Below are 21119 nucleotides of genomic sequence, written 5' to 3'. Positions count from 1 at the left end.
CGGTCCGGAGGCGTCCGGGCCGTCCGGTCTGTGGAACGGGAGTTCGCCCCCGTAGGGCAGGGGCCATCATGGGACCGACCGGGGGCGGCGCCCGCCGGCGCCGCCCGTGGAGGCCAGCCTCCTGCACCGGCCCGTGAGCCCGGCGGCCCGCGGGCCCCTGACGCTCCCGCCGCCGTACGACAGTCCCGAAGGAAGTCCGCATGACCACGACCGCGCAGGTGCCCGACGACTCCGTCCCCCCGGCCGTACGCCTGGAGGAGGCCCGGCGCGACTACGCGGACCTGCTCGGCCTGGGCCTCGACCTCGACCTGACGCGCGGCAAGCCCTCGCCCCGGCAGCTCGACCTCGCCGCGGACCTGCTGAGCCTGCCCGGCGGCCGGTACACCGCCGCCGACGGGACCGACTGCCGCAACTACGGCAGCCCGGACGGACTGCGCGAACTGCGCGAGATCTTCAGCGGCTTCCTCCAGACGCCGGTCGACCAGCTCCTCGCCGTCGGCAACTCCAGCCTGGAGCTGATGCACGACTGCATCGTGCACGCCCTCCTCGGCACCCTGCCGGGCGCGCCGCGGCGCTGGGCCGACGAGGACCGGATCGCGTTCCTGTGCCCGGTCCCCGGCTACGACCGGCACTTCGCGCTGTGCGAGCGCTACGGCATCGACATGATCCCCGTCCCGATGACCGCCGCGGGCCCCGACCTCGCCGAGGTGGAGCGCCTCGCGGCCGCCGACCCCGCGATCAAGGGCATCTGGTGCGTGCCCAAGTACAGCAACCCCGACGGCACCTGCTACAGCGACGAGGTCGTGCGCGGGCTCGCCTCGATGCCGACCGCCGCACCGGACTTCCGGATCTTCTGGGACAACGCCTACGCGGTGCACCACCTCACCGACGAGGAGACCGAGGTCGCCGACATCCTCGCCGCCTGCGCCGAGGCCGGTCACCCGGACCGCGCGTTCGTCTTCGGTTCCACCTCGAAGATCACCCTGGCCGGGGCGGGCGTCGCCTTCTTCGGCTCGTCCCCGGCCAACGTCGCCTGGCTGCGCGGCCGCAACGCCAAGCGCTCCATCGGCCCCGACAAGATCAACCAGCTCCGCCACGCGCTGTTCCTGCGGGACGCCGACGGCGTCCGCGCCCACATGCGTGCGCACCAGGCGCTGCTGCGCCCGAAGTTCGACGCCGTCCTGCGCGGCTTCGCCGAAGAGCTCGGCGGCACCGGCCTCGCCACCTGGTCCAGGCCCAAGGGCGGCTACTTCATCGTCCTGAACGTCCCCGAGGGCTGCGCCCGCGCAGTGGTGCGTCGCGCCGAGGAGGCGGGCATCGCCCTGACACCCGCGGGCGCCACGCATCCGTACGGGCAGGACCCGAAGGACAGCGTCATCCGCGTCAGCCCCAGCTACCCGGACCTGGAGGAGGTCGAGCGGATCATCCGCGGGGTCGCCGTCTGCGTACGCCTCGTCGGCTACGAGAAGCTGGTCGCCGACGCCGCCGCGTGAGCGCCGTGGCGGCGCGCCCGCTCACGGCCCCACGACGGCCCCGGCCATGACCGTCACCACGACCCTGTGGACGGCCGCCGCCTCCGGCGGGGTGCCCGTGCGGTCGGCGAACAGCAGGTGCGCCGCGCCGATCAGGGTCGGGGCGAGCGCGTCGATGTCGGCGTCCGCCGCGACGCGGCCGAGGCGCCGCTCGGCGGCGAGGCAGGCGGGCGACCGTCGTCGCCTGGGTCAGGACCGGGACGCCGGTCGGCAGGGTCCGCCGCAGCCGGGCGCGGAGTTCGTCCCGGGAGGTCACGAGGCCGACGATCGCCGCGGTGGCGGTCACCGCGAGACGGACGGGATCCGCCGGAACGGCGCGGGCACCACGGGCAGCGGAGGTGCGGCGCGCCGCTCGCCGGGCGGTTCAGCCGGGCCGGACATGCAGGTCCAGGCCCGCGATCCCGGGCTCCTCCACTCCCGGAAGCAGCCGCATGTCGTGGTCGTAGTCGCCGCCCACCAGGGAGCGGAACGGCACCGGCTCGTCCGTGAACAGGCCGTTCAGGCGGCGCGCGTACTCCTGCTTCGCGGTCTCGAACTCCTCCGCGGGCAGGTTGTTGGCCTCGAACACCGCGAACGGCTCCAGCGGCGCCATGCCGGTGAACCAGAACAGACCGTGCTGCACCGGATAGAGCACGTCCGCGAGGCGGCCGTGGATGCCCCGGTCGGAGAACGCCGTCCCGCGCGCACCCGCCGTCACCGACACCAGGGCGCGCCGTCCCGCCAGGGGGCCCTCGCTGTAGGGCGGTGGCACCTTCGGGCCGTAGCCGAACCCGGCGGTGAACACCCGGTCGATCCAGCCCTTCAGGATGGCCGGGGGGCCGAACCACCACATCGGGAACTGGAAGACGACGGCGTCCGCCCAGCGCACCTTCTCCTGCTCGGCGGCGACGTCCGCCGACAGCCGTCCCGCGAGTGTGGCGTCCTCGGAGGCCGCCATCACGTGCAGCCGCTCGTCCGGGGCGAGGTCCGGGAAGTCGTCGGCGTCGACGGTCGCCTTCCACTTCATCGCGTACAGGTCGCAGACGCGCACCTCGTGTCCCGCCGCGCGGAGGTGGCCGACCGCGAAGTCGGTGAGGGAGGCGTTGAGCGAGTCGCTCTCCGGGTGGGCGCTGACGATGAGGATCTTCTGCGGCGAGGACGGTGAAGACGGTGCGGGCGGCGAGGGCGGTGCGGACGGCGTGGTTGCGTTCATGAGGCCACGGTGCCCCGGGCCCGGCGGGGCAGCCAGAACCCTGTTCAACCAGCGGATTCGCTGTCCTGGTACTGGCAGGACCACCTTGGGGGCGCGACACGCATACTTGATCGCATGAACAGGGGCGCCGTGGAGCAGGGGCAGGGACGGGTCGGTCTGGACGGGGTCGACGGGGTCGGCGACGCCGGGCGGGCGCTCGGCGGCTTCCTGCGGGCCCGCCGGGGGCGGGTCGCGCCCGAGCGCGTCGGGATCTCCGCAGGCCGCCGCCGACGCGTCCGCGGCCTGCGCCGCGAGGAGTTGGCCCAGCTCGCCGGGATCAGCGTCGACTACTACGTACGCCTCGAACAGGGCCGCGCCACCCAGCCCTCGCCCGAGGTCCTCGACGCGCTCGCCGGTGCGCTCGGTCTGGACACGGCGGAGCGCAGCCACCTCGACACCCTCGCCGGGGCCCGGCGCGGGCCCGTGCCCAAGGCCAGGGTCAGCCCGCTGCTCCAGCGCGTCCTCGACTCCCTCACCCGCTTCCCGGTGTTCGCCACGAACCACCGCCTGGACGTGGTGGCCTGGAACGCCCTCGGCGCCGAACTCGTCGGCGGCCTCGGCGACCCGGACCGCAGGGACTCGAACAACGCCCGCTTCCTCTTCCTCGACCCGGCCTCCCGGAGCCTGCACCCCGAGTGGGAGGACCGCGCGGCCGAGGCCGTGGGCCAGCTCCGCGTCGCCGCAGGACGCTACCCCGACGACGGTGAACTCGCCGCTCTGATCTCCGAACTGTCCGTCCGCAGCGCCGACTTCCGCCGCATCTGGGGCACCGGCGAGGTCGTGATGTGCACGGCGGGCCGCAAACGGCTCCACCACCCGCGGACCGGACTTCTCACCCTCGACTTCGAGACCCTGCACGTCCCGGACGAGCCCGGCGAGACGGGCCTCGTGGTGCACGTGTTCAGCGCGGACGAGGGCAGCGCGGAGGCGGAGGCGCTGGCCGGGCTAGCGAGGGACGTGGCGGGCGACGGCGACATACGGCAGTCGCCTGCGGCGGCGGGTGACGCGCAGCCGGGCAGGTGAATGCGCAGGTCACAGCCCGGCAGGGTAGGGTCGCGCCGGTGATTCGATCTTTCCGGGCGGCTGTGACCGTCGTTCTCGCGGTGTCGTTGACGGCCGTGGCCTGCACGTGGCAAGGGCAGGGCGGCGAAAGCCCGTCCTCCCTCCGGGAGCAGCCCGCCCCGCTGCGGAAGCTCCCGGAGATTGCCGTGAGCGGCGATGTCGGCGAGGAGCTGGAAGTCGGAACGCGCGCGGTGGCGAGGCGGCCCGTCGCCGAGGTCAGGGTCGGGCGCGAGAAGATCGTCGCCTATGTCGAACCCGGGGCCTGCGGCCTCCTCGTCATCGGTGCGAAGGCGAGTGTCTCCGGCCTGACGACCGCATGGCCGAAGGACGAGGACGGTCATGAGGCCGGGGACGGCGATGAGGCCGAGGGCGGGAACGACGGCGGCCCGGACCTTCCCGGCGGGCCCTACGGCTTGGGCTCCGTCTCGCAGGGCGAGCACAGCGCCCCCTTTTTCCAGTTGTCGTGCGGGAAGCGCGCCATGGTCATCGAGTACGACGCCAAGGAACCCCGCCGGGCGTCCGGGGCGAGGGGAGCGGTCACCGTGCTGCGGGCACGCGACAAGCGCACCTTCCACGTGGTGGTCGGCCCCCTGCGCACCCGGACCGGGATCGCCGAAGCGCTGGTGTCCCGGCGGACCCTGTAGCGGTCCCGCGGGCGTACCCCGCGGGACCGCGTTCGGCGAAGGTCAGCTCAGGTACGCCTCCACCTCACTGAACTGCGCAGCGGGCCACCCCGTGTTGGCGGTGACGTGCAGGCGCAGGTGCCGGACGTTCGGTGCGGACGCCGGGACGTCGATCGTGACGGTGTTGCCGGTCGCCGGGTCGAAGCGGTACGCCTTCGACGCGACCAGGGTGCGGTAGCCGGAGCTGTCGGTGCTGCCCTGGACGGAGAGGGTCTGGGTCCTGGCCTCCCAGGCCGCGGGCGGCGGCAGCTTCAGGACGAGCCTGCGGACCGGCTCCGCCGTGCCGAGGTCGACCGTGAGCGACTGCGGGAAGGCGTGGTTCGTGGACTCCCAGTACGTCGCCGCGTCGCCGTCGACCGCCTTGCCGGGGGTGTGGACGTCGGTGGAGCCGGTCGCCGTGGCCGGGCGGGACTTGGCGAGGTTGCGCTTCGGGTCGGGGTCGGGGTTGCCGCCGCCGGGCTTCGGCCAGGTCGAGCAGTCGTCCCAGACGCTGTCCCAGCCGGAGTTGCCGCCGCCGTCGGTGAGCGTGAAGCTGCCCGAGCCGGACGGGTAGGGGCAGTTGTAGACGCCCGCGGCACCCACCGACGTGGCCTTCACGTTGCTCATCCGGACCGCGCCCGGCGTCTCCGCCTGCACGACGACCGTGCCGACGCCGGTCACCGTCGACCGGTCGACGCGCACGTTCCGCACGGCCTTGCCGGTGCCGCCGCCGGAGACGAACTCGTAGGCGCTCCACGGACTGTCGGTGATCGTCGTATCGGTGATGTCGACGGTCGCCTCGATGGCGCTGTCGTACGCGTCGACGCGCAGCGCGCCCATGGGATGGTTCCAGTTGGGGTTCATCGCACCGGTGCGCACCAGGCTGTTGCCGGACACCGTGATGGTCCCGGCCAGCGGGAAGAACGGGTCGAGGAACTTCTGGTTGGAGAGGGCGATGCCGCTGCCGAGGGCGTTGGTGTCGAGGACCAGGTTGTCCTTGACGGTGATGTTCCGGCCGCCGTAGATCGCGATGCCGTTGGCGAGGTTGGGCTGCGAGACGGTGTTGCCGATGAACGCCGAGTCGCTGTTGGTCGTGTTGAGCGACCACATGGCGAGCGCGTCGTCCCCGGTGTTGCGCAGGAAGTTGTCGCGCACCCGCACCCCGCGCGCGGTGCCGTTGAGGTTGAGGCCGTCGGCCGTCATGTCGAGGAATCGGTTCTTCTCGACGACCAGGTTGTCGTTGTTGCCCATCAGCCACATGCCGACCTTGAGATGCTGCAACCACATCCCGGACACGGCCGAGTCCGGGCCGAGCGAGCCGTTCACGAAGTTGTCCGGGTCGCTGTCGACGCGCTCGGTGACCTCACCGATCACCGCGAAGTCGTGCAGGCCGACCTTGCCGGTCGGCGCGCTCGACTGGTCGATGAAGCGGGAGCTGCGGACGACGGAGTGCCAGGCGCCCGCGCCCCTGAGCCGCACGTCGTCGACGTTGCTGAGGGGCTGGGTGAGTTTGAACTCGCCCGGCGGGATCCACACCGTGCCGCCCTTCGCGGCGGCGACGGCCTCCCGGAAGGCCTGCGTGGAGTCGCCCTGCCCGGACGGGTCGGCGCCCTTGTCGGTCACCGACACCGCCCCGGACGGCTTGCCGCCCGCCGCGGCGACCTGCTCGAAGTCGGCGACGTCGACGGTCACCTGGGTGCCGGTCGCCTCCAGACGGACCTTGTCGCCCGCGCCCGCGTTCCGGCCGAGGAGCAGCCGCGTGTTGTCCAGCAGGTGGTGGGTCTTGGAACCCTGGATCCAGGGCGTGTCGACATAGCTGTACTTGGAGGTCACGGCGAGCGACTTGTCGAGCTTCACGCCGTTGACGTACACGGCGAGGGACCCCGACTGGCCGTCGGGCACGCTGTACGCGACGTTCACCGCGTTCGCCGCGCCGGGCAGGGTGAACTCGACGTGCTGGCCCGCCGCGAGGCGGACGGCCTGCCGTCCCGACGACTCGGAGGCGACCGTGCCCTGGGTGTGGTCGGGGCCGATCCTGGTGCCGTTGGACGTGGCGCTCTCCGCCTCGACGGAGGTGAAGGGGACGCTCGCGCCCGCCGCGGCCGGCCGGACACGCGACGGGTCGTGCGCGGCCTGCGCGGCCGGAGCGAGCGCGGTCAGCAGGCCGGCCGCGAGAGCGAGTGCGGCGCAGGCCGGTGCGGCTCTTCGGGCGGGGGAGCGCCCCGAGACGGTGCATGAGGTGCGCATGACATACCTCTCTCCGAGGGGGTGGGGCGGCGGCCCCGCCGCGGGTCAGACCCGCAGCCAGGCCGCCGTGTCCTGCGGGAGCCGCCCCTCGTCGTCCAAGGGGCCGCTGGCCAGCAGGAGGCTGGTGTGGGCGGGCGGTGGAAAGGGCGCGGCGGCGAGGTTGACCACACAGACCAGACCGTCGCCGCGCGCGAACGAAAGGACTCCGTCGGGCGCGGGCAGCCACGTCAGCGAGCCGTCCCCGAAGCCGGACTCGGCACGCCGGATCCGCAGCGCCGCGCGGTACAGGGCGAGCATCGACGCCGCGTCGCCCGACTGGCGGTCGGCCGCGTACACGGCCCAGTCGGCGGGCTGCGGCAGCCAGGGCTCCGCCACGGACCCGAAGCCCGCGTGCGGCGCGCCCGCCACCCACGGCAACGGCACCCGGCACCCGTCGCGGCCCGGATCGCCGCCGCCCGACCGGAAGTGCATCGGGTCCTGGATCCGGTCCACCGGCACCTCGTACTCCGGCAGGCCGAGCTCCTCGCCCTGGTAGACGTACACCGAACCGGGCAGCGCGAGCGAGAGCAGCGCGGCGGCCCGTGCTCTGCGGGTGCCGAGCGCCAGGTCGGTCGGGGTGCCGAAGGCCTTCGTGGCGAAGTCGAAGCCGGTGTCGGCGCGGCCGTAGCGGGTCACGGTGCGCGTCACGTCGTGGTTGCACAGGACCCAGGTCGCGGGCGCGCCGACCGGGGCGTGCTGGGCGAGGGTCTCCGTGATCGACGCCCGAAGGAGTGCCGCGTCCCAGGGGCAGCTCAGGAAGGACAGGTTGAACGCGGTGTGCAGCTCGTCGGGGCGCAGGTAGCGGGCGAAGCGCTCGGAGTCCGGCAGCCACACCTCGCCCACGAAGATCGCCCCGTACTCGTCGGCGACGGCCCGCCAGGAGCGGTAGATGTCGTGCAGCTCGTCGCGGTCGAGGAACGGATGCGGGTCCCGGCCCTCGACGAAGTCGGGCAGCGCGGGATCCTTCGCGGGCAGCGCCGCCGAGTCGATCCGCACCCCCGCGACCCCGCGCTCCAGCCAGAACCGCAGCACGTCCTCGTGCTCCTGACGGACCGCCGGATGCGCCCAGTTGAGGTCGGGCTGCTCGGGCGCGAACAGATGCAGATACCACGCGCCGTCCGCGACCCGGGTCCAGGCGGAGGCGGTCGCGGCGAACTGCGAGGGCCAGTCGTTGGGCGGCAGCTCCCCGTGCGCGCCGCGGCCGGGACGGAAGTGGAACAGCTCGCGCTCGGGGCTCCCGGGGCCCGCCGCGAGCGCCGCCTGGAACCAGACGTGCTGGTCGGACACGTGGTTCGGGACGATGTCGACGAGGGTGCGCAGGCCGAGCGCGCGTGCCTCGGCGATCAGCTTCTCGGCCTCGGCGACCGTGCCGAAGGCCGGGTCGATCACCCGGTAGTCGGCCACGTCGTAGCCGCCGTCGACCATCGGTGAGAGGTACCAGGGGTTGAACCACAGCGCGTCCACCCCGAGCGCGGCCAGGTAGGGCAGCTTGGCGCGCACCCCCGCCAGGTCTCCGGTGCCGTCGCCGTCGCCGTCCGCGAAGCTGCGTACGTACACCTGGTAGATGACGGCGGAGCGCCACCAGTCGGTGTCGGGGGAGTGGGGTCGCGTGGCTGCCACGGTGGCGGTCCTTTCGGACAGGGGGACCCCGCCGCCGGCCGGGGCGGGGCCGGGACAGGCGGGGCCGGCGGCGGAGTGCTCGGTGGTGGAGGTGGTACGCGGCGGCGTCCGGGCGGGTCAGCCCTTGAGGCTGCCCGCGGTGAGGCCGCTCATGATGTGGCGCTGGCACACCAGGAAGATCACGAGGGTCGGCAGGGAGGCGATGACCAGGGCCGCGAGCAGCCAGTTCTCGGTGACGCTGGCGGCCAGCGAGTAGATCCCGACGTTGATGGTCTGCTTGCCCGGGTCGGGCAGTGTGAGCATGGGCCACAGGAAGTCCTTCCAGACCCCCACCACCGCGAAGATCGACACGACGCCGAGGATCGGCCGGGAGATCGGCAGCACCACCGAGCGCAGCGTGCGCAGCGGCGAGGCCCCGTCGATGGCGGCGGCGTCGAGCAGCTCGCGCGGGATCGAGTCGAAGAACCGCTTGAGCAGGAAGATGTTGAAGGCGTTGGTGACGGAGGGCAGCCAGATCACCCAGGGCGAGTTGACGAGGTTCCGCTCGACGATCGGCACGTCCAGGACGGTCAGGTACTGCGGTACGACGAGGACGGTCGCCGGGATCATCAGGGTGACCAGCATCGCCCCGAGGATCACGTTGCCGAGCGCCGGGCGCAGCTTGGACAGCGAGTAGGCCGCCGCCACGTCGAGGACCAGCTGGAAGGCGAGCGCCCCGAGCGCGTAGTACAGGGTGTTGCCGAGGAGCTTCGCGAGGTCCATCACGCCCCAGGCGTCCGCGTAGTTGCCGGGGTGGGCCTCCTCGGGCACGAGGGTGGGCGGGGTCCGCGCGAACTCCTGAGGGGACTTCAGGCCGCTGGTCACCATCCAGTACAGCGGCCCGATGAAGACCAGCGTGAAGACCACGAGGACCAGGACGAAGGCGGTCCAGTAGAGGAACGTGCCGCGCGGGCGGGCGAGTTGCGCGGGGGAGATCAGGGTGCGTGTCGTCATCGGGGGCTCCCTCACTCCTCGCTCACGCGGCTCAGCCGGACGTACGCCGCCGAGAACACGGCGAGCAGGACGAGCAGCACCAGGCCGAGCGCGGCCGCGCTGCCGTAGTTGTTGAAGGTGAACGCGTACTGGTAGATGAGCTGGACGACGGTCAGGGTCGCGCCCTCGGGGCCCGCGCCGCCGGTCAGCAGGAACGGCTCCACGAACACCTGCATGGTGGCGATGATCTGCATGAGCAGCATCAGCGAGAGCACGAGCCGGGTCTGCGGGATCGTGACGTGCCAGATCTTGCGGAGGATCCCCGCGCCGTCCAGCTCGGCGGCCTCGTACAGCTCGCCCGGGATGCCCTGGAGCGCGGCCAGATAGATCAGGGTCGCGCCGCCCATGTTCATCCACGTCGCGGCGATCACCACGGACAGCATCGCCGTGTCGGTCGACTGGAGCCACTGCTGGTCCGGCAGCCCGACCGCGCCGAGGATTCGGTTGAACAGGCCGTACCCGGGGTCGTAGAAGTACTTGAAGAGCAGCACCGAGGCGACCGGCGGCAGCATCACCGGCAGATACACGAGCAGCCGCAGGTAGCCCTGGCCGTGCCGGAACTCATTGAGCACGAGCGCGACCACGAACGGCACGGCGAAGCCGAGGAGCAGCGCGAGCCCGGTGAACAGGATCGTGTTCCGCCAGGCCTGCCAGAAGGCGGGGTCGTTGAAGATGTACGTGAAGTTCGACCAGCCCGCCCAGACGGTCGCGCCGTCCTCACGCTTCTCGAAGGCCAGGAAGAACTCCCTGACCATCGGGTACCAGGAGAAGAAGGAGAAGCAGAGCACGGCGCCGACGAGGAAGCCGTGGGCGATGAGGTTGCGCTTCAACGCCTGCCGGAAAGCGGCGCGTCGGCGCGGGGAGCGGGCGGCGCCGGGGCTCGGGGCGGGCGGCGGGGCCTGCCTCGTGGAGAGGGCGGGAGCCGACACGCTGTCCCCCTACTGGTTCGCCAGGATCTGGTCGACCTGGCGCTCCGCGGTGTCGAGCAGCTTGCCCGTGTCGGCGTCCTTGTTGGTGAGGACGGCCGACATGGCGGTGTCGAGGACCTTGTAGATCTCCTGCGCCTTGGGCGGCTCGGGCTTGCCCTGGACGGGGTTCGCGGTGAACGCCTCGAAGTTCGCCACGGGCATGGTGGAGCTGGCGGCGCGGGCCTTGTCGTCGGCGGCCTTGGTCGCGCCGGTCCAGAAGTCGGGCTGGGGCAGGCCCACGGGCAGGCCGTCCGCCTTGGTGCGGGCCCAGTCGAACTGGCCCTTGCCGGGGGTGAGGAACTTGAAGTTGATCCAGGCGACGGCGGCCTTGACCTTGTCCGCCGAGAGGCCCTTCTTGATCATGTAGTCGTTGCCGCCGAACAGCGTCGCCCGCTGCCCGGGGATCGGCGCCATCCCGTAGTCCGCGTACTCCGCGCCGAGGTTCTGCACCATGTACGTGATGTCGTCGGGCGCGGCGAGGAACATGCCGAGCTTCCCGGAGGCCATCTGCTTCTGCAGGTCGCCCCACTTCAGGAGCTGTGTCCTGCCCATGCTGTCGTCGTCCCAGCGCATGGCTTTGAGGTTGTCGAGGATCCGCTTGCCGGTCGCGTCGTTGAACGCGGCCTTGGTGCCGCCGGCGTCGACGATGCTGCCGCCGAGGCCGTAGGCCGTGGCGGTGAAGTGCCAGCCGCCGTTGTTGCCCGCGCTGTACTCGCCGAACCCGGCGACGCCGTCACCGAGGGCGGCGATCCTCTTGGCCGCAGCGCGGACCTCGGCCCAGGTGGTGGGCGGCTCGTCGGGGTCGAGTCCGGCCTTCTCGAAGAGCGGACGGTTGATCAGCAGGCCCATCGTGTAGTTGCTGGAGGGCAGGCCGTAGAGCTTGCCGTCCTTCTTCAGGACGTCCAGGACGTCGGGGTCCATGTCGCCGAGCGCGGGCACCGACTTGTCGTTGACGTAGGCGCTGATGTCGGTGGCGCCGTCGTTGTCGAGGACCTGCTGGAGGTCGGTGAAGTACGTGTAGAACACGTCCGGTTGGGACTTGGCCTTCAGCATCGCCGTGAACCGGGGCGGCTCCAGGCACGGATCGGTCTGCTTGCCCTTGATCGTGACGTTCGGGTACGTCGCGTTGAACGCCTTCACGTCCTCCTTCCACTGCTTGAGCTCGGCCTTCTCCGCGGCCGGCGGCATGCAGTCGATGGTGAGCGTGACCTTGGTGCTCGGCTCCAGCGGGGACGCCGCGTCGGCCGCGCTCGCGGCGTTCTCGCCGCCCCCGCCGTCGGAGCTGCTGCTGGTGCCGCAGGCGGCGAGCGCGGTGAGGGCGAGCGCGGTGGCGAGTGCGGCCGTGGTGGTGCGGCGCGTGCGGCTCACGCGTGGTCGGCGTATCCCGGTGGTTGTCATCGGTGGACCCCTCTGGGGCAGCGCCACCGCCCGTGCGGGCAGGGCATGGCGGGAGCTGGGGAAGCCCACAGCGGAGCGCTGTGCGGCGGCGCTCACTCAAGCACCGCCGACACGAGGTCGCAATATCCCGCGCGAAAATTGAAAATATTCGACTGTCGTGAGGGTGGCTGCTCCTGTCCCGCGCGAGGAGGCCGCCCATGGGGCGCGCGCCCGTACGGCGCCTAGCCGCGCGCTGCCTGTGCCGTCGAGCCCCGCACCACCAGCTCCGGCTCGAAGAGCAGTTCTCCCGACGGGACCGCGCTGCCCGCGATCTGGAGGGTGAGCAGTTCCACCGCCGCGCGGCCCATCGCCTCGATCGGCTGGCGGACCGTGGTGAGCGGCGGCTCGGTGCAGTTCATGAACGCCGAGTCGTCGAAGCCGACCACCGACACGTCACGCGGCACCACCAGGCCCCGGCGGCGCGCCGCCCGGACGGCGCCGAGCGCGAGCGGGTCGCTGGCGCAGACGATGCCGGTGACCCCGGAGTCGAGCAGCCGGGCCGCCGCGGCCTGGCCGCCCTCCAGTGAGAACATCGCCCGCGCCACCCGCTCCTCGGGCAGTCGCCCGCCCGCGGCCCTGACCAGCGCGCGGGCCGCGGCGAGCTTGCGCCGCGAGGGCATGTGGTCGGCGGGGCCGAGCACCAGGCCGATGCGCTCGTGGCCGAGCGAGACCAGGTGGCGCCAGGCCTGCTCGACGGCCACGGCGTCGTCGCACGAGACGGCGGGGAAGTCCAGGTGCTCGATGGCCGCGTTCACCAGGACCACCGGGATGTTGCGCGCGGCGAGCTGCTTGTAGTGGTCGTGCGGCGCGTCGGCCTGCGCGTACAGGCCGCCCGCGAAGACGACGCCCGACACCTGCTGCTGGAGCAGCAGTTCCACGTAGTCCGCCTCCGAGACGCCGCCCTTGGTCTGCGTGCACAGCACCGGGGTGAGCCCCTGCTGGGCGAGCGAGCCGCCGATGACCTCGGCGAACGCGGGGAAGATCGGGTTCTGCAGCTCCGGCAGGACGAGCCCCACCAGACGGGCGCGCTCCCCGCGCAGCTGGGTGGGCCGTTCGTAGCCGAGCACGTCGAGCGCGGAGAGGACCGCCTGCCGGGTGGCCTCCGAGACCCCCGGCTTGTTGTTCAGCACCCGGCTGACCGTGGCCTCGCTGACCCCGACCTTCTTCGCCACCTGAGCAAGTCGTCGCGTCATGAACGCAAGATTAGCGCAAGAATTGCGGACCGCTTGCGTCGGTGGCGACTGCCGTTCAGCCCCGCACCCGCCGCCACTTGCGCAGGCTCACCAACTCCCGAGGCGGCGTCAGCTTGCTGCCGACCTCGACGTACGACACCTCCGCCGCGTACACGCTGCCCTCGGAGTCCACCGCGACGCTGTGCAGCCAGTTGAACTGGCCCGGGGCCTCGCCGGGCAGTTCGGCGCCGAACCGGGTGACGAGCCGCCCCGCGCGGTCAAAGATCTGGATCCTGTGGCCGAGGCCCGGCACGCCCCGCTGCACCGGCGGTGGCCCCTGCTCGGCGACGTACACGTTCGTGTCGGCGCCGCGGCCCGCGCAGACGGCGACCGCCTTGTGCGCGTGCCAGGACGCGCGGAAGTCACCGTCGAGGGAGAACACCTGGACGCGGTGGTTCTCGCGGTCGCACACGATCACCGCGTCGTCGCCGAACAGGGCGATCCCGTGCGGCAGGCTGAACCGGCCCTCGTCCGTGCCGGGGCCGCCCCAGGACAGCAGGTGGGTGCCCGCCGCGTCGAAGCGGTGGACGCGCGAGTTGCCGTAGCCGTCGGACACGAAGACGTCGCCGGTCCGCGGCGACACCGCCACGTCGGTGGGGCGGTTGAAGGGCTCGCCGCTCTGGAACGGCGCCGGGCGGCCGGTGCCGAGAGTCAGGAGCGTATTGCCCTTGCGGTCGGTCTTGGTGACGCGGTTGCCGACGTCGTCGACGAGCCACAGGTGGTCCTCGTGGTCGACGGTGACGGCGTGGGCACGCAGGAACCGGCAGCCCTTCCAGCGCGGCACCGTGTTGCCGTACGGGTCCTCGAACAGCTCGGTCCCCGCGAACGGCGTGTCGTTGCCCCACATGTCGACGACGTTTCCGTCCCGGTCGAGGACGAGGACGGGCATGTTGCCGCGGTTGAAGACGTGGACACGGTCCTCGGAGTCCACGGCGACGGACGTGGCCTCCCTCAGCCAGATCCCGTGCGGGATCCGGGCCCAGTACGGCACGGGTTCGTAGACGGTCTCAGCGGTCGCGGGTCCGACGGTCACGGGTCCTCCCAGGGCGAGCGGGCCCGGATCATAGGACGGGGCCCGCCCCGTCGACAGGGGCAGAACCGGCCGCCCCCACGGGAGGCCCGCCCCGTTGCCGCCCCGGACGGGTCCACCAGGTCGCGCCACCCCGGACGGTCCACCAGGACATGCCGCCCCCGCCGCGGGCCGCTGGAATGGACGGGTGACCGCGCCCCCGGACGACTGCCTCGCGCGCAACGAGTGGATCTGCGGTGAGTATCTGAGCACCCGCCGCGAGATCCTTCTCGACGCCGTGCTGCAGCACCTGGAGCTCACCGCGGTCTCCGTCCTGATCGCCCTCGTCATCGCCCTGCCACTGGCCGTCGTCTCCCGGCGCTGGGGACTCGCCGCGGGACCGGTGCTCGCGCTCACCACGGTCCTGTACACGATCCCGTCGCTCGCGATGTTCTCGCTGCTGCTCCCGGTGTACGGCCTGTCCTCGACACTCGTCGTCGCCGGGCTCGTCCTGTACTCCCTCACGCTGCTCGTCCGCAACATCCTCGCGGGCCTGCGCGCCGTGCCGGAGGACACCCGCCAGGCCGCCCGCGGCATGGGCTACGGCCCGATCCGCCTGCTCCTGACCGTCGAACTGCCGCTCGCGCTGCCCGCCGCCATGGCGGGCCTGCGCATCGCCACCGTCTCGGCGGTCTCCCTCGTCACCGTCGGCGCGATCGTCGGCTTCGGGGGCCTCGGCAACCTCATCTACTCCGGGATGAACACCTACTTCAAGGCCCAGGTCCTCACCGCATCCGTGCTCTGCGTGGTCATCGCCGTCCTCGCCGACCTGCTGCTGCTCGGCGTGCAGCGCCTCCTCACTCCCTGGACGAGGGCGGCCCGCGCGTGAACACCCTCACCGAAGCCTGGGACTGGCTCACCGACTCCGCGCACTGGGCGGGCGACGACGGCATCTGGCACCGGCTCACCCAGCACCTCGTCCTCACCGTCGTCTGCCTCCTGATCAGCTGCCTCATCGCGCTCCCCGTCGCCCTCGTCCTCGGCCACCTCGGCAAGGGCGGCGCGCTCGCCGTGAACATCTCCAACGTCGGGCGCGCCGTACCGACCTTCGCGGTCCTCGTGCTGCTCCTGCTCACCCCGCTCGGCAAGTGGGGCGAGGGGCCCACTGTCGTCGCCCTCGTCCTGTTCGCCGTGCCGCCGCTGCTCACCAACGCCTACGTCGGCATGCGCGGCGTCGACCGCGGCGTCGTCCAGGCAGCGCGTGGAATGGGCATGACGGGGCGACAGATGCTCTGGCGGGTCGAGGCGCCGCTCGCACTGCCCCTGATCATGAGCGGCGTCCGCATCGCCGCCGTCCAGCTCGTCGCCACCGCGACCATCGCCGCGCTCGCGGGCGGCGGCGGACTCGGCCGCATCATCACCGCGGGCTTCAACCTGGCGAGCACGCCGCAGGTGGTGGCGGGCGCGGTGCTCGTCGCCGTGTTCGCCCTCCTGGTCGAGGGCGTCTTCGAGGTCGTCGAGAGGCTCGCGCCCGGCTGGGCGCGGAAGGCGGGGAAGCCGTGAGCGGCGTGACGCGCCCTGTGCGGCTGCGGAACTGGCGCTCCCGGTGCGGCGTGCTGATCGCGGCCGCCACGCTGCTCGCGTCCGGCTGCGACTCGGGCCCCTCCCTGGAGACCCAGGACAAGGTCACCGCGCCACCCGGCGACAGCAAGCACCTCGTCGTCGGCTCCGCCGGATTCACGGAGAGCGACCTCCTCGCGCAGATGTACGCGCTGCTCCTGGACAAGGCGGGATACGACACGGAGATCCTGTCCGTCGCCAACCGCGAACTGTACGAACCCGCCCTGGAGTCCGGCCAGATCGACGTCGTGCCCGAGTACGCGGCCACGTTCGCCGACTGGCTCAACGCCAAGGTCAACGGCGCCGACGCGAAGCCCGTCGGCTCGCCCGACCTCGACACCACCATGAAGGCCCTGCGGAAGCTGGCCGCACCGCGCGGCCTGACCGTCCTCGACCCGGGCAGGGCCGTGGACCAGAACGCGTTCGCCGTCACCGCGGCCTACGCGCGCCGGCACGGCCTCACATCCCTCAGTGACCTCGGCAGGTCCGGCCTGAAGGTCCGGCTCGCCGCGGGCGACGAATGCGTACAGCGCCCCTACTGCGAGCCGGGCCTGAAGAAGGTCTACGGCATCGACATCACCGGCGTCGACCCCAAGGGCGTCGGCACCACCCAGGCCAAGAAGGCCGTCCAGAGCGGCCAGGACCAGATGGTCCTCACCACCACCACGGACGCCACCCTCGACGAGTTCGGCCTGGTCCTCCTCGCCGACGACAAGCACCTCCAGAACGCCGACTACATCGTCCCGGTCGTGAACCGCTCCCGAGCGGGCAGCAAGGGCGTCTCCCAGGCACTGGCCCGCCTCAACAAGGTCCTGACGACAGCGGACCTGGCGGACCTCAACCGAGAGGTGGACAGCTGGCGCCGCTTGCCGGAGGACGTGGCGAAGAAGTACTTGAAGAACAAGAAGCTGCTCTAGCCGCGTCGCCCCGCCTGGCCCCTTCGCCCCTCCGCCCCGATCCCTCCTGCCCCTTCGACCCGGTCCCTTCGCCTCCTCCGGCCCGACCCCTCCGTCCCCTCCGGCCCCCCTCCCCGGGACGGGGCGCTCTTCCCCGCCGCAACGGCGAACCCCCGCCCCCCCATCCCAGCGGTGCCGAACTCCCCTTGGCCCTGGCGCAGCCAGAACCCGAACACAGCCAACAGACCCGAGCACAGCCAACAGGCGGCCCCAGCCATGGCGCAGCCAAGGGCCCCGCAGGGGAACCCGCCCACCCCGCGTCGACAAAGCGCTACGCGTCGGCGACCGAGTCGAAGTCCACGTCCCCCCGCCCCACACCGTGGGCATCCGCGTCCACCGAGCGCCGCAGTGCCTCGTGCAGCTTCGCCGGGGTGAGGACGCCGACGAAGCGGGCGCCGTCCACGACGGCGACCCAGCCCGCGTCGTGCTGGAGCATCACGCCGAACGCCTGCTTCAGGGGCGCGCCGACGGGCACCCAGGCGTTCATGCGGTGGGCCAGGTCGCCGACGGTGGCCTCGTCCCCGGCGAGGGCGACCTCGTCGACGCCGACCCAGCCGTGCAGGTCGCCGTCCTCGTCGAGGACCATCGCCCAGCGGGCGTCGTCCCCGCGCAGCCGGGCCGCGGCCTGCGCGGCGGACTCGTCGAGGCGGGCGACGGGCGGCTGTTCCAGGTCGTCGACCTCGATCTCGGTGACCGAGAGCCGCTTGAGCCCGCGGTCGGCGCCGACGAACCGGGCCACGTACGGCGTCGCGGGCGTGCCGAGCACGGCTCCCGGCGTGTCGAACTGCTCGATGCGCCCCTGCCCGTACACGGCGACCCGGTCCCCGAGCCGGACGGCCTCCTCGATGTCGTGCGTGACCATCAGGACGGTCTTGCGCACGGTCCGCTGGAGGTTCAGGAACTCGTTCTGCAGCCGCTCGCGCACCACCGGGTCGACGGCGCCGAACGGCTCGTCCATCAGGAGCACCGGCGGGTCGGCGGCGAGCGCGCGGGCCACGCCGACGCGCTGGCGCTGCCCGCCGGAGAGCTGCTCGGGGTAGCGCGGCCCGTACGTCTTCGGGTCGAGCCCGACCAGGTCGAGGAGTTCGGCGGCGCGCGCCCGCGCCCTGGCCCGCTTCCAGCCCACGAGGGCGGGCACGGTGGCGGTGTTGTCGAGGACGGTGCGGTGCGGGAAGAGGCCGACCTGCTGGATGACGTACCCGATGCGGCGCCGCAGGCGGACGGGGTCGACGGCGGCGATGTCCTCGCCGTTGACGTAGATGCGGCCGGAGGTCGGCTCGATCAGCCGGTTCACCATCATCATCGTGGTGGTCTTGCCGCAGCCGGAAGGGCCCACGAGCGTGACCAGCTCCCCCTCGGCGACCTCGAAGGAGAGGTCGTCCACGGCGGTCGTGCCGTCCGGGTAACGCTTGGTCACCTGCTCGAACCGGATCATTCCCTCACGCTAACCGTGCGTGTTCCTGCCCGCACACGCTCGGCGACCGCTCAGGCGCACGCCTCGGGGCTCCCGGTCAGCAGGACCACTTCCAAGGTGCGCGGCCCGTGCACGCCCTCGACGCGGTCGAGTTCGATGTCGCTCGTCGCGGACGGCCCGGAGATCCAGGTGAGGGGCCGCCCGGGGTCCAGCCGCCGAAGGGCCTGCGGCACGGAGGAGACGACCTGATCGGGTACGCGGACGACGCAGATGTGGTGGTCGGGGATCAGGGTGATGCGGCGGCGCCCCTGGTCGGGGGAGCCGTCGAGGACGAGGGTGCCGGTCTCGGCGATCGCGACCGCGCAGCCGGTGACCACGCTGTCGGCCCGGTCCAGCTCGGCGGTGGTGCACGCGGCCCGGTCGTGGATACGGACCGGATCGGCGGCGGCCAGCCACCCCGGCGGCAGCGCGGGCGGCACGAGGACGCTCTGGGCGCCGCGCAGGGCGAGGAGCTGCATGAGGAGGTCCGGGAGCTCGTCCCGGTCCGTGCGGTGCACGAGTGCCCGGTAGTCGGCGAGGTTCTCGGCGAGGAGGTCGACGGTCTGCTCGGTGGTGCGCGCGCCGTGCTCGCGCGCGTAGTCCCGGTCGACGGCCGTCTCGTACGGCTCGTCGGGGACCGGCCCGAGCGCCCGGCGGATCCGCCCCAGGACGATGTCCCTGGAACTCATGCCCCTGCCTCCCCGTCCTCGGTACGTGCCCCGGCGGCCCCCGTGGCTTCCGCGCCACGCCCCCGGGTGCGCCGCCACCAGTCGCGGAACGACTCCTCGGGCACCGTGGGCAGGTCCCGCGTCGCGCTCCACGCCCGGCCGGGCCCCGGCAGCGTACGCGGATGGATCCGGCGGGTACGGGCCGCGAGCCGCTGCCCGGCGCGCAGCAGTCCGGGCCTGGCGAACACCAGGCCCGCCGCGCGCATCGCCGCCCGCTCGGCCGCGTGGCCGCGGGCGGGCCTGAGGGTCGTCTTCGCGCCGTGGCGGGTGAACTCGCCGCCCTGGACGACGCGTTCGCGCAGGTGCACCAGGACTTCGGGGATGTCGATGGCGACCGGGCACACCTCGTAGCAGGCGCCGCAGAGGCTGGAGGCGTAGGGGAGCGAGGCGTCGATCTCGCTGGCGGTGCCGCGCAGTTGAGGGCTGAGGATGGCGCCGATGGGGCCCGGGTAGACGGAGCCGTAGGCGTGCCCTCCGGCCCGTTCGTAGACGGGGCAGACGTTCAGGCAGGCCGAGCAGCGGATGCAGCGCAGGGCCTGGCGGCCGACCTCGTCGGCGAGGGTGTCGGTGCGGCCGTTGTCGAGGAGCACGAGGTGGAAGGCGGCGGGCCCGTCGCCGTCCGTGGTGCCGGTCCACATCGACGTGTACGGGTTCATGCGCTCGGCCGTCGAGGAGCGCGGCAGGGTCTGCAGGAACACCTCCAGGTCCCGCCACGTCGGCACGACCTTCTCGATGCCGACCACGGAGATCAGCGTCTCGGGCAGTGTCAGGCACATCCGCCCGTTGCCCTCCGACTCCACGACCACCATGGTGCCGGTCTCGGCGACCATGAAGTTCGCCCCCGAGACGCCGACCTTGGCGCGCAGAAACTTCTCCCGCAGATGCAGCCGGGCGGCCTCGGCGAGCTCGGCGGGCGAGTCCGTCAGGCCGTCCGGGGCGGGGCGGCCCCACCGCTCCATCTCGCGCGCGAAGATGTCGCGGATCTCGCCCCGGTTGCGGTGGATGGCGGGGACGAGGATGTGCGAAGGGCGGTCCTGGCCGAGCTGCACGATGAGCTCGGCGAGATCGGTCTCGTACGCGCGGATGCCCGCGGCCTCCAGGGCTTCGTTGAGGCCGATCTCCTGCGTGGCCATCGACTTGACCTTGACCACCTCGCGCTCGCCGGTGGCCCGGACCAGGCCGGTGACGATCCGGTTGGCCTCGTCGGCGTCGGTGGCCCAGTGCACGGTGCCGCCCGCCGCCGTCACCGTCTCCTCCAGGCGCAGCAGATGGTCGCCGAGGTGACGCAGCGTGTGGTCCTTGATCTGCCGTCCGGCTTCGCGCAGCCGCGCCCAGTCGTCGAGTTCCGCGACGGCCTTCGCGCGCTTGTCGCGGATGGTGTGGGTGGCGTGGCGCAGATTGGCGCGCAGGGTCGCATCGCGCACGGCGTCGCGCGCCGCCGCGGGGAAGGCCGGCATCCCGAGATACGTGCCGCTCATGACCAGGGCTCCTTCTCCGTGCTCGCCAGGATCTCCGCGAGGTGCACCGGCCGCATCGCCGTGCGCAGGCGCGCCATCGTGCCGCCGATGTGCATCAGACAGGAGTTGTCCGCAGCGCACAGCACCTCCGCGCCCGTCGACTCGGCGGCGCGCACCTTGTCGGTGCCCATCGCCGCCGACACGTCGGAGTTCTTCACCGCGAACGTCCCGCCGAAGCCGCAGCACTCCCGCGCCCCCGGCAGCTCCACGAGGTCGAGCCCCCCGACGGCCGCGAGCAGCCGCGCCGGCCGGTCGCCGAGGCCGAGGGAGCGCAGGCCGTGGCAGGTCGGGTGGTACGTCACCGTGTGCGGGTAGTACGCGCCCACGTCGGTCACGCCGAGCACGTCCACCAGGAACTCCGTCAGCTCGTACGTCTTCGGCACGACGGGCGCCAGGGCCCGGGCGAGCCCGTCGCCCCTGCCCTCGGCGCGGGCCCGCTCGCCCATGCGCGGATACAGCTCCCGCACCATCGACCCGCACGACCCGGAGGGCGTCACGATGGCGTCGTACTCGCCGAAGACATCGGAGAAATGCCGGGCGAGGGGCTCGGCCTGGTGTCGGTATCCGGTGTTGTAGTGGGCCTGTCCGCAACAAGTCTGTGCCGCCGGGAAGTCCACGTCCACACCCAGCCTGGTCAGGAGTTTCACCACGGCGCGGCCTGTGTCGGGATACAGCGTGTCATTGACACACGTCAGGAAGAGGGCGACGCGCAACGGTGGATCCTCCTTGCCGGTCATCGGGGCTTTTCCCTCGCAGCGTAATCTGGCCGGGGCG

At 72.3% G+C, this 21119-nt stretch carries 18 protein-coding genes and 1 pseudogene; 6 read left to right on the top strand and 13 right to left on the bottom strand.

The features are described from left to right. The first annotated feature begins 200 nt into the window (after positions 1–200). Positions 201–1493 (top strand): aminotransferase class I/II-fold pyridoxal phosphate-dependent enzyme, encoded by a 1293-nt coding sequence (locus QUY26_RS03505; protein WP_289943616.1) that lies wholly within the window; start codon positions 201–203, stop codon positions 1491–1493. A 21-nt stretch (positions 1494–1514) separates the two neighbouring features. Here QUY26_RS03505 and QUY26_RS03500 read toward each other — a convergent pair. After that, positions 1515–1815, bottom strand: a pseudogene (locus QUY26_RS03500) (TetR/AcrR family transcriptional regulator); the annotation flags it as partial. Between the two features lie 81 nt (positions 1816–1896). Further along, positions 1897–2724, bottom strand: a complete 828-nt coding sequence (locus QUY26_RS03495) for an NAD(P)H-dependent oxidoreductase (protein WP_289943615.1) — start codon at positions 2722–2724, stop codon at positions 1897–1899. 114 nt (positions 2725–2838) lie between these two features. On the opposite strand from QUY26_RS03495, the gene QUY26_RS03490 reads away from it, so the two are divergent. Together QUY26_RS03490 and QUY26_RS03485 are read left to right on the top strand one after the other, a co-directional pair. Beyond that, positions 2839–3786, top strand: a complete 948-nt coding sequence (locus tag QUY26_RS03490) for a helix-turn-helix transcriptional regulator (RefSeq protein ID WP_289943614.1) — start codon at positions 2839–2841, stop codon at positions 3784–3786. Positions 3787–3971: 185 nt separating this feature from the next. Next, entirely contained in the window at positions 3972–4469 is a 498-nt protein-coding gene (locus QUY26_RS03485; protein ID WP_289943613.1) for a hypothetical protein, read from the top strand. 42 nt (positions 4470–4511) lie between these two features. On the opposite strand, the gene QUY26_RS03480 is transcribed toward QUY26_RS03485, so the two are convergent. The 7 genes from QUY26_RS03480 to QUY26_RS03450 form a co-directional block, all read right to left on the bottom strand. Further along, entirely contained in the window at positions 4512–6734 is a 2223-nt protein-coding gene (locus tag QUY26_RS03480; RefSeq protein WP_289943612.1) for a discoidin domain-containing protein, read from the bottom strand. 45 nt (positions 6735–6779) lie between these two features. Continuing rightward, positions 6780–8393, bottom strand: coding sequence for a glycoside hydrolase family 13 protein (locus QUY26_RS03475; protein WP_289943611.1), 1614 nt, complete (start codon positions 8391–8393; stop codon positions 6780–6782). A 117-nt stretch (positions 8394–8510) separates the two neighbouring features. Beyond that, on the bottom strand, positions 8511–9386 hold the full coding sequence (locus QUY26_RS03470) for a carbohydrate ABC transporter permease (protein ID WP_289943610.1): 876 nt from the start codon (positions 9384–9386) through the stop codon (positions 8511–8513). Positions 9387–9397: 11 nt separating this feature from the next. Next, positions 9398–10354 (bottom strand): carbohydrate ABC transporter permease, encoded by a 957-nt coding sequence (locus QUY26_RS03465; RefSeq protein ID WP_289943609.1) that lies wholly within the window; start codon positions 10352–10354, stop codon positions 9398–9400. Positions 10355–10363: 9 nt separating this feature from the next. After that, the gene (locus tag QUY26_RS03460; protein ID WP_289943608.1) at positions 10364–11791 is read right to left on the bottom strand and encodes an extracellular solute-binding protein; all 1428 of its coding nucleotides are present in this window, start codon (positions 11789–11791) and stop codon (positions 10364–10366) included. Positions 11792–12012: 221 nt separating this feature from the next. Further along, entirely contained in the window at positions 12013–13023 is a 1011-nt protein-coding gene (locus QUY26_RS03455) for a LacI family DNA-binding transcriptional regulator (protein ID WP_289943607.1), read from the bottom strand. Between the two features lie 55 nt (positions 13024–13078). Next, positions 13079–14095 (bottom strand): peptidyl-alpha-hydroxyglycine alpha-amidating lyase family protein, encoded by a 1017-nt coding sequence (locus QUY26_RS03450; RefSeq protein WP_289943606.1) that lies wholly within the window; start codon positions 14093–14095, stop codon positions 13079–13081. Positions 14096–14279: 184 nt separating this feature from the next. On the opposite strand from QUY26_RS03450, the gene QUY26_RS03445 reads away from it, so the two are divergent. From QUY26_RS03445 to QUY26_RS03435, 3 genes are read left to right on the top strand one after another with little or no spacing between them, the layout of a single operon-like run. Further along, complete coding sequence (locus tag QUY26_RS03445; RefSeq protein WP_289943605.1) at positions 14280–14960, top strand: ABC transporter permease; 681 nt, start codon at positions 14280–14282, stop codon at positions 14958–14960. Beyond that, a complete protein-coding gene (locus QUY26_RS03440) occupies positions 14957–15634 on the top strand; it encodes an ABC transporter permease (protein WP_289943604.1) in 678 nt (225 codons plus the stop codon). Before QUY26_RS03445 ends, QUY26_RS03440 begins: the two co-directional genes overlap by 4 nt. Before the next feature lie 53 nt (positions 15635–15687). Beyond that, positions 15688–16608: an ABC transporter substrate-binding protein gene (locus tag QUY26_RS03435; RefSeq protein WP_289955454.1), complete on the top strand. Its 921-nt coding sequence runs from the start codon at positions 15688–15690 to the stop codon at positions 16606–16608. Positions 16609–16918: 310 nt separating this feature from the next. Here QUY26_RS03435 and QUY26_RS03430 read toward each other — a convergent pair whose 3' ends face one another. From QUY26_RS03430 to QUY26_RS03415, 4 genes are read right to left on the bottom strand one after another with little or no spacing between them, the layout of a single operon-like run. Next, positions 16919–18082: an ABC transporter ATP-binding protein gene (locus tag QUY26_RS03430; protein ID WP_289943603.1), complete on the bottom strand. Its 1164-nt coding sequence runs from the start codon at positions 18080–18082 to the stop codon at positions 16919–16921. A gap of 50 nt (positions 18083–18132) precedes the next feature. Then, positions 18133–18789 (bottom strand): LutC/YkgG family protein, encoded by a 657-nt coding sequence (locus QUY26_RS03425; protein ID WP_289943602.1) that lies wholly within the window; start codon positions 18787–18789, stop codon positions 18133–18135. After that, entirely contained in the window at positions 18786–20306 is a 1521-nt protein-coding gene (locus QUY26_RS03420) for a lactate utilization protein B (RefSeq protein WP_289943601.1), read from the bottom strand. Before QUY26_RS03420 ends, QUY26_RS03425 begins: the two co-directional genes overlap by 4 nt. Then, positions 20303–21058, bottom strand: coding sequence for a (Fe-S)-binding protein (locus QUY26_RS03415; protein WP_289955453.1), 756 nt, complete (start codon positions 21056–21058; stop codon positions 20303–20305). The genes QUY26_RS03420 and QUY26_RS03415 overlap by 4 nt, the downstream gene beginning before the upstream one ends. Between the last annotated feature and the right edge of the window lie 61 nt (positions 21059–21119).

The sequence above is a fragment of the Streptomyces flavofungini genome, from assembly GCF_030388665.1.
Taxonomy (GTDB): Bacteria; Actinomycetota; Actinomycetes; order Streptomycetales; family Streptomycetaceae; genus Streptomyces; species Streptomyces flavofungini_A.
This window is presented reverse-complemented; position numbering and strand designations above follow the sequence as displayed.

Coding starts and splice junctions, on each gene's coding strand:
- QUY26_RS03455 (WP_289943607.1), bottom strand. CDS start 13,023: ATGACGCGACGACTTGCTCAGGTGGCGAAGAAGGTCGGGGTCAGCGAG.
- QUY26_RS03430 (WP_289943603.1), bottom strand. CDS start 18,082: ATGATCCGGTTCGAGCAGGTGACCAAGCGTTACCCGGACGGCACGACC.
- QUY26_RS03480 (WP_289943612.1), bottom strand. CDS start 6,734: ATGCGCACCTCATGCACCGTCTCGGGGCGCTCCCCCGCCCGAAGAGCC.
- QUY26_RS03425 (WP_289943602.1), bottom strand. CDS start 18,789: ATGAGTTCCAGGGACATCGTCCTGGGGCGGATCCGCCGGGCGCTCGGG.
- QUY26_RS03490 (WP_289943614.1), top strand. CDS start 2,839: ATGAACAGGGGCGCCGTGGAGCAGGGGCAGGGACGGGTCGGTCTGGAC.
- QUY26_RS03505 (WP_289943616.1), top strand. CDS start 201: ATGACCACGACCGCGCAGGTGCCCGACGACTCCGTCCCCCCGGCCGTA.
- QUY26_RS03495 (WP_289943615.1), bottom strand. CDS start 2,724: ATGAACGCAACCACGCCGTCCGCACCGCCCTCGCCGCCCGCACCGTCT.
- QUY26_RS03420 (WP_289943601.1), bottom strand. CDS start 20,306: ATGAGCGGCACGTATCTCGGGATGCCGGCCTTCCCCGCGGCGGCGCGC.
- QUY26_RS03470 (WP_289943610.1), bottom strand. CDS start 9,386: ATGACGACACGCACCCTGATCTCCCCCGCGCAACTCGCCCGCCCGCGC.
- QUY26_RS03460 (WP_289943608.1), bottom strand. CDS start 11,791: ATGACAACCACCGGGATACGCCGACCACGCGTGAGCCGCACGCGCCGC.